Annotated in this window: 10 protein-coding genes; 7 read left to right on the top strand and 3 right to left on the bottom strand. The window is 45.3% G+C overall.

The genetic code is table 11. The features are described from left to right. Positions 1–360 precede the first annotated feature (360 nt). Positions 361–1674 (top strand): MATE family efflux transporter, encoded by a 1314-nt coding sequence (locus BMZ95_RS05200; protein WP_014074164.1) that lies wholly within the window; start codon positions 361–363, stop codon positions 1672–1674. 489 nt (positions 1675–2163) lie between these two features. On the opposite strand, the gene BMZ95_RS11695 is transcribed toward BMZ95_RS05200, so the two are convergent. Then, positions 2164–2358 (bottom strand): hypothetical protein, encoded by a 195-nt coding sequence (locus BMZ95_RS11695; protein WP_338034095.1) that lies wholly within the window; start codon positions 2356–2358, stop codon positions 2164–2166. Further along, complete coding sequence (locus BMZ95_RS11435) at positions 2354–2500, bottom strand: helix-turn-helix domain-containing protein (RefSeq protein WP_225354943.1); 147 nt, start codon at positions 2498–2500, stop codon at positions 2354–2356. The genes BMZ95_RS11695 and BMZ95_RS11435 overlap by 5 nt, the downstream gene beginning before the upstream one ends. A 207-nt stretch (positions 2501–2707) precedes the next feature. Here BMZ95_RS11435 and BMZ95_RS05215 point away from each other — a divergent pair, with 207 nt between their 5' ends. The 6 genes from BMZ95_RS05215 to argF all read left to right on the top strand — a co-directional run bounded on the left by BMZ95_RS05215 (position 2708) and on the right by argF (position 8567). Further along, positions 2708–3166, top strand: a complete 459-nt coding sequence (locus BMZ95_RS05215) for a DUF441 domain-containing protein (protein WP_014074161.1) — start codon at positions 2708–2710, stop codon at positions 3164–3166. 213 nt (positions 3167–3379) lie between these two features. Further along, positions 3380–4417, top strand: a complete 1038-nt coding sequence (argC, locus tag BMZ95_RS05220; RefSeq protein ID WP_046922639.1) for an N-acetyl-gamma-glutamyl-phosphate reductase — start codon at positions 3380–3382, stop codon at positions 4415–4417. Between the two features lie 17 nt (positions 4418–4434). Then, entirely contained in the window at positions 4435–5622 is a 1188-nt protein-coding gene (gene argJ, locus BMZ95_RS05225; protein ID WP_046922640.1) for a bifunctional glutamate N-acetyltransferase/amino-acid acetyltransferase ArgJ, read from the top strand. A gap of 17 nt (positions 5623–5639) precedes the next feature. Continuing rightward, positions 5640–6413: an acetylglutamate kinase gene (gene argB, locus BMZ95_RS05230; RefSeq protein WP_046922641.1), complete on the top strand. Its 774-nt coding sequence runs from the start codon at positions 5640–5642 to the stop codon at positions 6411–6413. Then, a complete protein-coding gene (locus BMZ95_RS05235; RefSeq protein WP_041820402.1) occupies positions 6388–7536 on the top strand; it encodes an acetylornithine transaminase in 1149 nt (382 codons plus the stop codon). Before argB ends, BMZ95_RS05235 begins: the two co-directional genes overlap by 26 nt. A gap of 11 nt (positions 7537–7547) precedes the next feature. Continuing rightward, positions 7548–8567 (top strand): ornithine carbamoyltransferase, encoded by a 1020-nt coding sequence (gene argF / locus BMZ95_RS05240; protein WP_046922642.1) that lies wholly within the window; start codon positions 7548–7550, stop codon positions 8565–8567. 128 nt (positions 8568–8695) lie between these two features. Here the strand turns inward: argF and BMZ95_RS11440 are convergent. Further along, positions 8696–8877, bottom strand: a 182-nt coding sequence (locus BMZ95_RS11440; protein WP_225357352.1) for a hypothetical protein, incomplete at its 5' end; no start/stop codon positions are given.

Here is an 8877-nt window from a genome sequence, read left to right on the forward strand (position 1 = left end):
TCGGTTACGGGCAAAACGTCGATTCTTGGGATTTGCCCGTAAAAGTCAGTCTTCGGTTACGGGCAAAATGTCGATTCTTGGGATGTGCCCGTAAAAGGCGGCTTCTCGGTTACGGGCAAAACGTCGATTCTTGGGATTTGCCCGTAAAATGCAATCTTCGGTTACGGGCAAAACGTCGATTTTTGGAATTTGCCCGTAATTACGGAAGACAAAAATAATCAATCTGATTTTCGCAGACATCAAGAAGTCTTTTTTGCCCTTTTGAGCAAAATAACATTAAAATCTCATGAGCTCTGATATAATGAAGATTGTTGAATTTGATTGGAGGTCTGGATTTTTTTGAAAAATGATAATGCCGTGATGACGGAAGGTTCGTACAAGAAGAAAATTGTGTATTTTGCGATACCGATTTTTTTCGGAAGTCTGTTTCAACAGATGTACAGCACCGCTGATTCACTGATTGTGGGGAATTTTTTGGGGAGTTCAGCACTGGCTGCCGTCAGTTCTTCGGGGAATCTTATTTTTTTGCTGATTGGTTTCATTCAGGGTTTGACGATTGGATGCAGCGTCGTGATTGCGCGTTTTATCGGAGCAAGAGATCACAAGATGACATCGCTCGCAGTTCACACGACCGTAGCACTGGGACTTGTTTCGAGTCTTGTATTGACGCTGGTCGGAATTTTTCTGGCACCACAGATTTTGCGACTGATGAGTACGCCAGAGGAAATCATGGATCAGTCAGTTGAATTTTTCAGGATGTATTTTTTAGGATCTGCCGGATTTGTCATGTACAATACGCTTGTCAGCATTTTACAGGCATCAGGCGACAGCAAGCATCCCGTCTATTATCTGATAATCGCATCGATCATCAATATTTTGCTTGATCTGTTGTTTATCGGAGTTTTTCGTTTCGGTGTCGGGGCAGCAGGCGTGGCAACGTCGATTTCGCAAACGATCAGCGCACTGCTTGCACTGCATCAGCTGATGACGCAAAGCGGATCGTGTCGCGTCGATCTGCGCAAAATCAGATTTCAGCCGCAAATTTTGAAAATGATCATCAAATTCGGGCTGCCATCGGGATTGCAAAATTCGATTATCGGCCTGTCGAACGTCATTATTCAATCATACATAAATTTTTATGGCAAAAATGCAGTGGCCGGCATCGGATCTTACTGCAAGGTCGAAGGCTTTGCGTTTTTGCCGGTAACTTGCTTTACGATGGCCTTGACGACTTTTGTTGCCCAAAATTTGGGAGCAAAAGAGTATCAAAGAATCAGAGCCGGAGTTCGATTCGGCACGATTTGCACGCTGGTTTTGGCGGAAGGGTTGGGGATTTTGCTGTTCGTGTTCTCGCCTCAGCTGATTGGAGCGTTCGACAGCACGCCTGCAGTGGTCAGTTTCGGCGTTGCAAGAGCACACGTCTGCGGTCCGTTCTTTTTCCTCGTGGCCTTTACGCACGTGATGGCTGCCGTCATGCGCGGAGCCGGGAAGGCAATGATTCCGATGATAATCATGATGATCTGCTGGTGTGCCGTCAGAATCCTGACTTTGTACGTTGTCGGGATGTTTTATCAAACGATTCAGACGACCTATTGGGTTTATCCGTTGACGTGGATGCTCAGTTCGTTGGCATTTCTGCTGTGTTACCGGAGACTGGATTTTACGAAACTATAACGGTTTTTTTCCTTGCTGTTCAGCAGGGATTTTTTTATAGATTGAAAAATCCGGAGCTGCCGGCAACGAACCTGCTGCATGATACGTCGCTGCCCCCAAAATGGGGCGCGCGAACTCGAAAGTAGACAAAAATCTCCAAAATTTGGAAAAATGTTCTACCGCCGCCTCCAAAATCGGCCCGTGCGGCCTCGAAAGTAGAACAAAATCATCCAAAATTGAAAAAATGTTCTACCGCCGCCTCCAAATTCTGACCGTGCAACCTCGAAAGTAGAACAAAATCTCCAAAATTTGGAAAAATGTTCTACTCAGTTACCTTCGCCAGAGCCATGTGGTCTCAGATTACGGGCAAATCTTAAAAATCGCCGTTTGTCCGTAAATTCGAGTGAAATCTTGGCGTGCCGCCCGAAATAAGAAAAAATACGCGCCATCATGGCACGTATTTTAATCAATATTCAGTTGTACGGGGTCATGATCGCTCGCTTTCACACCTTACTTTTCCATCTCCTTCATCAACAATAATTGTTCGCAAATCTCATCGATGTTTGAATTGTCGGAATCCCTGAGATACGTGATCAGCTCAATCGCATTTGGCGGAAGGTTCTTAATTGAGAGGTTATGTTTACTATCAAGTATTTCTTCAACGGAAATGTTAAGGGCGTTGCAGATGTCGACGAGTTTTTCAATACTGACGTTTTGTTTTTTCTCTTTCGATTTTTGAAATGTAGTTGACGGAAAGGTCGCTGTATTCTGCGAGCTCTTCTTGCGCCATGTCGGCAAGATGCCTGTATTTCCTTATTTTTGACCCCAGATGAATGTTATTGTCCATTTTAAAATCACGTCTTTCTTTTTTGCATTACTTTAACTTTATTATTATCTTAATGTTATCGAAATATAACAAAGTGCGTATAATATGTATTTTACGCCACAAAAATGGATCATATTACATTTTGATGGAACTATTTTCTAAGTTGCACTTATAGAATGGAAATTATAATAAATTTTTGATAGTCTGTATTTGAAAGCGGGTGAAATAATGGAAGCATGGTTGTTTCTTTTTTTGGTTTTTTTAGCAGCATTTTTTGGCAAAAATAATTCGTTGATCATCGCATGCATCGTGGTAGCGGTAATCAAATTGCTTCCTTTTGCTGACAAGTGGTTTTCCGTTTTGCAGGCAAAGGGAATCAATTGGGGCGTGACGATTATTTCGATCGCGATTCTCGTTCCGATTGCAACCGGCAAGATCACGCTGCAGGACATGTTCAAGGCCTTCAGAACGCCTGCGGGCTGGATTGCGGTCGCATGCGGAATTTTGGTAGCAGTTCTTTCAAGGTACGGCATTTCACAGCTGGCCGCCGTTCCGCAGGTAACGGTGATGCTTGTCATAGGCACGATTCTTGGGGTGGTTTTTTTGAAAGGAGTTGCGGCCGGTCCCGTAATCGCAAGCGGGATGGCATATGTCATAATTTCGCTGTTGGGACTTAGTTTCAAGTGAATCAGTCGGTGGTTGTTTCCGGTACGAAATGCAGTGCTGGTGGCAGCTGCTTTTTTTATGCGCAAAATAGTGCATATCTCACTGTCAAATGCATAAAAAACCAAAAAACACGTAAAAAATAGCATAAATTTATAAAAAACACTTGAAATTATACCAAAATTAGAATATAGTTAGTTCAACGTTATGAATTACTGAGCTTGAGGAGGCGGGGGTATGCGTGCAGCGGTCGTGGGAGTGACTGGGTACAGCGGAACGGAATTGTTTCGAATTTTAAGCAATCACCCTGAAATAGAAGAAATTAATTTGTATGCGCGAGAAAAAGAGGGCGTTTTGAAGCGTTGTCTGAATAAAGAGGTGTCTGCATTTCGCAATATTGAAAACGAGCTTTTGCCATATGATGCAAAAAAAATCATGGAACAAAACGATGTGGTGTTCTTTGCAGTTCCGGCGGGGGTTACGAGCAAGCTTGCAGCTCCTTTTATCCAAAATGATTTTCCCGTCATCGATCTTTCAGGCGATTTCAGATTAAAAGATCCGAAGGAATATGAAAAATGGTATAAAAAGCAGGCTGCGCCTAAAGAAGAACTGGAAGCATCCTGCTATGGACTGGCTGATTTTTATAAGCCCGATACGAGCTATATTGCAAATCCAGGGTGCTATGCGACGGCAACGATTTTAGGCATCGCACCGCTTTTGATTAAGCAGTTGATCAAGCTCGATTCTTTGATTGTCGATGCCAAATCGGGCGTGTCCGGATCAGGAAAGAAACTGACTGAAAACAGTCACTATCCGGTAATCAACGAAAATGCGCTGCTTTATAAGATCAATTCTCATCAGCACGTTCCTGAAATTTTGCAGCAGCTGAAGAAATTCGACAGCGGGATTGGATCGCTGCAGTTTTCGACGACGCTGATTCCGATCACGCGCGGAATCATGGCAACGATTTATGCCAAGCCGAAGGATGCTGACGGTTTTAATCTCGAAGCATTGAAAAAAGCATATGCGGAAGTTTATCACGGCAAAAAATGCGTCAGGGTCTTGGAAGAAGGATTCCCGCAGATCAAGGACGTGCAATATTCAAACTATTGCGACATCGGTGTTGCTTACGATGAGCTGAGCAAAACGATTTCCGTTGTTTCAGTAATCGACAACCTTGTCAAAGGGGCAGCTGGACAAGCGGTGCAGAACATGAATGATTATTTTGGCTTGGATGAGCTTTGCGGGTTGCCAAAAGTTCCAGCCTGGCCATAAGGAGGACGAGGAGAGTTATGGAAGAGATTGATTTTAAATGGCCAAATGGTTTTTTTGCAGACGGAATTCATGCGGGCCTTCGTAAGAAACGGCTTGACATGGGATGGGTCGTGTCGGAGGTCCCGGCACAAAGCGCCGGAGTCTATACGACCAACCAGTTTCAGGCGGCTCCGACGAAACTGACAAAGGAAACGATTAATAAGAAGCATGAACTGCAAGCCATTATCATGAACAGTGCCGTTGCCAATTCCTGCACGGGAATCGAAGGAACGGAAAATGCGCATGAGGAACAGGCTCTCGTCGCTGCAAAGCTTGGAATTGATAAAGACCTGGTCGGCGTTGCCTCAACCGGCGTGATCGGGGTTCAATTGCCGATGGACAAAATCAAGCAAGGTTTGGCCGAACTTCAGAAAACGAAAAATTTCAAAGTAACCGAGGCCGTTTTGACGACGGATACGCATTCGAAGATAATCAGCGTTTCGTTTGAAGTTTTTGGCAAAACGTGTACGATCTCTGGATTTTGCAAAGGATCAGGGATGATCAAACCCAACATGGCCACGATGCTCGGGTTTGTCGTGACGGATGCCAAAGTGGCAGGACAAAAGCTTCAGGAAACGCTTGTCGAACTGACGAACGAAACCTTTAATCAGATTACGGTCGACGGTGATACGTCGACAAACGACATGGTCGTCGTCATGGCAAACGGACAGGCCATGCAAGATGAGCCTGAACTTTCAGAAGGATCTGAATATGAAATTTTCAAAGCGGCTTTAAAGCACGTTTTAGGCTTTTTGGCCAAAGAGATCGCGCGTGACGGCGAAGGTGCCACGAAACTTGTCGAAGCAAACGTCAACGGGGCTCATTCCAAAGAAGATGCGCAACATGTGGCCAAGGCCATCGTTGGTTCAAATCTCGTTAAGGCGGCGTTGTTCGGAGAAGATGCCAATTGGGGTCGAATCATCGATGCGATCGGTTCGACGAACGCCAAGCTCAAAATCGATTCCGTCGACATTGCGCTTAACAAGACGAAAATCGTCGAGCACTCGTTGGGACTTGATTTTGATGAAGAGGCATTAAAAGAAAAACTCAAATCTGATGAAATCATAATCGACGTTGAACTTAACAACGGTGATTTCAAAGGACAGGCATGGGGATGCGATTTGACGTACAAATACGTTCAGATCAACGCTTCATATCGCAGCTGATGAAAGGAGACCAAAACATGGATGATTTGATTGTGGTTAAAATCGGCGGAAACGCCATTTCTCAATTAAAACCGGCTTTTTTTGAAAAATTGAAGTATTGGAAACATTTGGGCAAGAAAGTTTTGATCGTCCATGGAGGCGGTCCGAATATTTCAAAGCTTTGTGAAAAAATGGGAATTCCTGCAGAAAAAAAGCATGGGATTCGCGTAACGAGCAAAGAGGTGCTTGAACTTACGAAGCTCGTGCTTTTGGGCGAAAGCCAGCCTGAACTGGTCGAAAAATTGACTGACAACGGGTTGCCCGTCAGTCCGTTGTCATGCGCTTGTTCGCATCTGCTTGAAGGAAAGTATCTTGATGAAGCAAAGTATGGTTCGGTCGGCATGGTGACTAAGGTCAACAAGATGGCGATTGCCGGGGCTTTGTGGCAAAGAATCGGCGTCATGGCTCCGATGTGCGTGACTGAAGACGGCAAATGGCTGAACGTCAATGCCGATTCGTGCGCCTGCAGCATTGCCAGTCTGTTGCATGCCGAAGCACTGTATTTGTTAACGGACGTTGCGGGAGTGATGGAAAACGGACAAGTGATTCCAAAACTTGACCGCACGTATTGCAGCGAACTTTTTGCCAGGAAGGTCATCACGGCCGGCATGCAGCCTAAGCTGAATGCGGCATTTACGGCACAGGCGATGGGCGTGTCGCACGTCATTATCACGGATGACTTGGATAATCACGGAACCGAGATCGTAAAGGAGGAAGAAGATGATGATGCAACATGTGTTTCCAACGTATAACAGATTTCCGTTTGAAATCGTGTCCGGCAACGGATTCAAACTGACGGACAATAAGGGAATGACATATCTGGATTTCACAAGCGGAATCGGTGTTTGCGGACTCGGATACAATGTTTCCAAACTTAATGAGGCAGTCGAAAAGCAGCTTGGCAAGGTCTGGCATACGTCAAACCTTTATGAAAGCAGCTTGCAGGAAAGCGTTGCTAAAAAACTTGGCGAAGCTCACGGCATGATTGCAAGCTTTTGCAATTCCGGCACGGAAGCAAACGAGGCGGCTTTCAAGCTGGCGCGCAGGGCAACCGGCAAAAGCGAGGTCTTGGCTTTTGATCATTCGTTTCACGGCAGGACTTACGGCTCGCTTTCCTTGACAGGAAACGACGGAATCAAAGAAGGCTTTGGTCCGCTCGTGCCCGGAGTTTCCTTTGCCAAATACAATGATTTCGCAGCCCTTGATGAAATCAACGATCAAAAGGCGGCCGTTATTTTGGAAGTCGTTCAAGGAGAAGGCGGCGTTGTCGTTGGGGATGCCTCCTGGCTTAAAGCCGTTGAAGAAAAAGCGCATGAAGCAGGCGCTTTGCTGATTATCGACGAAGTCCAGACAGGAATGGGTCGAACAGGAAAATTGTTTGCTTTTGAAAACTTCGAGTTGAATCCTGATATCGTGACCGTCGCCAAAGGACTTGCCAACGGGATTCCCGTCGGTGCAATGCTTGGCAAAAAGGAATTGGCTAAGTTCTTTGGTCCGGGCACCCACGGTTCGACGTTTGCCGGCAATCCATTGGCAATGGCAGCGGCTGACGTCGTTTTGGATGAGCTGAATACTGAATTTTTAAAAGGCGTCAGCGAAAAGTCGGATTTTATCAAATTTTTGCTGGAACAAAAAGTCAAAAACATTGATGCAATCGAAAGCATCAGCGGATTCGGACTCATGATCGGAATCCATCTGAAAGAAACGGTCGATGTCAGCAAAGTCGTTTCGATGCTGCAGGACAAGGGACTTTTGACGCTCAGTGCGCGCGACAATACGCTCAGACTGCTTCCTCCGCTGATTATGCCTGCATCTGAACTTATGGCCGGCATCGAAATCATTACCGAAACGCTTGAAAATATTTTGGTAGCATAGGGGGATTATTCATGAATCATTTTTACGGAAAATCTTATCTGAAAGAAATCGATTTTAACAAAAAAGAACTTGAGTACTTGGTGGATTTTGCGCTTCATCTAAAGGATCTGAAAAAAAAGAACATTCCGCACAAGTATCTTGAAAACAAGAATATTGCTCTTTTGTTCGAAAAGACATCGACCAGAACTCGTTCTGCCTTTACCGTTGCAGCCAATGATCTGGGTGCACACCCTGAATTTATGGGCATTTCGGATACGCAATTCGGCTATAAGGAATCCGTTGCCGATTCTGCTAAAATCTTAGGCAGCATGTTTGACGGCATCGAGTTTCGCGGCTTTGAACAAGCGACCGTTGAAGGCCTTGCCAGATACAGCGGTGTTCCCGTTTGGAACGGTTTGACGGATGATTGGCATCCGACCCAGATGATTGCCGATTTCATGACGATCAAAGAAGTTTTTGGAACGCTCGAAGGCAAAAAACTCACATATGTCGGAGACGGGCGCAACAATATGGCCAACAGTCTGCTTGTCACGAGCGCGATTCTTGGCATTGACTGCTCAATCGGTGCTCCTGCTGATTTGCAGCCGGCTAAAGAAGTTCAAGACATTGCGCACAAATTGGCTGAAAAGAGCGGCAGCACGCTCGAAATTACGGATGATGTCGAACAGGCAGTCAAGGATGCCGATGTCTTGTATACCGATGTTTGGATCTCCATGGGAGAAGACATTGACGTCAAGGCCCGGGTCGAAAAACTCCTGCCGTATCAAATCAACGATTCTCTGCTTGAAAAGACCGGCAAATCCGAGACGGTCGTGATGCATTGTCTGCCTGCATTCCATGATAAGCAAACCAAAATGGGCAAAAAGCTTTGTGATCAATTTGGTGTCGAGGCGCTCGAAATTACGGATGACGTCTTCAACGGCAAGCATTCCGTTGTCTTTCAAGAAGGCGAAAATCGGCTTCATTCCATCAAAGCCATCATGGCAGCAACGTTGGGCGATTTGTTCATCCCTGATTATTTGTTTGAATAAGATTTTTATCGAAGACTCGTTTCAGCGATGGAGCGAGCTTTTTTATATGCAAGGTTGAATCTGTGGTAAAACTCTTTCCATGTGAAAATGCACGTCGTTGGCAGCGAGGGGACCATGAAGTGCTTTTATTAGTGAAAATCCAGTGCAGCTTGAAACAAACGCTTTGGAGCGCAGAGGGAAAAGTAGATAAAAACCGTGAGAAATGTACGGCTTTTGTCTACCGGCTGGTCGAAATTCAGGGCGCGCGGATTTGAAAGTAGACAAAAACTTGGATAAATGTCTGATTTTTGTCTACCGGACTCTCCAAAAT

Source organism: Ligilactobacillus ruminis DSM 20403 = NBRC 102161, assembly GCF_900113455.1.
Classification (GTDB): domain Bacteria; phylum Bacillota; class Bacilli; order Lactobacillales; family Lactobacillaceae; genus Ligilactobacillus; species Ligilactobacillus ruminis.

What these genes read in the sequence shown, in the direction of transcription:
- BMZ95_RS05200 (WP_014074164.1), top strand. Translation starts at nt 361, where the DNA reads ATGACGGAAGGTTCGTACAAGAAGAAAATTGTGTATTTTGCGATACCG.
- BMZ95_RS11435 (WP_225354943.1), bottom strand. Translation starts at nt 2,500, where the DNA reads ATGGACAATAACATTCATCTGGGGTCAAAAATAAGGAAATACAGGCAT.
- BMZ95_RS05215 (WP_014074161.1), top strand. Translation starts at nt 2,708, where the DNA reads ATGGAAGCATGGTTGTTTCTTTTTTTGGTTTTTTTAGCAGCATTTTTT.
- argC (WP_046922639.1), top strand. Translation starts at nt 3,380, where the DNA reads ATGCGTGCAGCGGTCGTGGGAGTGACTGGGTACAGCGGAACGGAATTG.
- argJ (WP_046922640.1), top strand. Translation starts at nt 4,435, where the DNA reads ATGGAAGAGATTGATTTTAAATGGCCAAATGGTTTTTTTGCAGACGGA.
- argB (WP_046922641.1), top strand. Translation starts at nt 5,640, where the DNA reads ATGGATGATTTGATTGTGGTTAAAATCGGCGGAAACGCCATTTCTCAA.
- BMZ95_RS05235 (WP_041820402.1), top strand. Translation starts at nt 6,388, where the DNA reads ATGCAACATGTGTTTCCAACGTATAACAGATTTCCGTTTGAAATCGTG.
- argF (WP_046922642.1), top strand. Translation starts at nt 7,548, where the DNA reads ATGAATCATTTTTACGGAAAATCTTATCTGAAAGAAATCGATTTTAAC.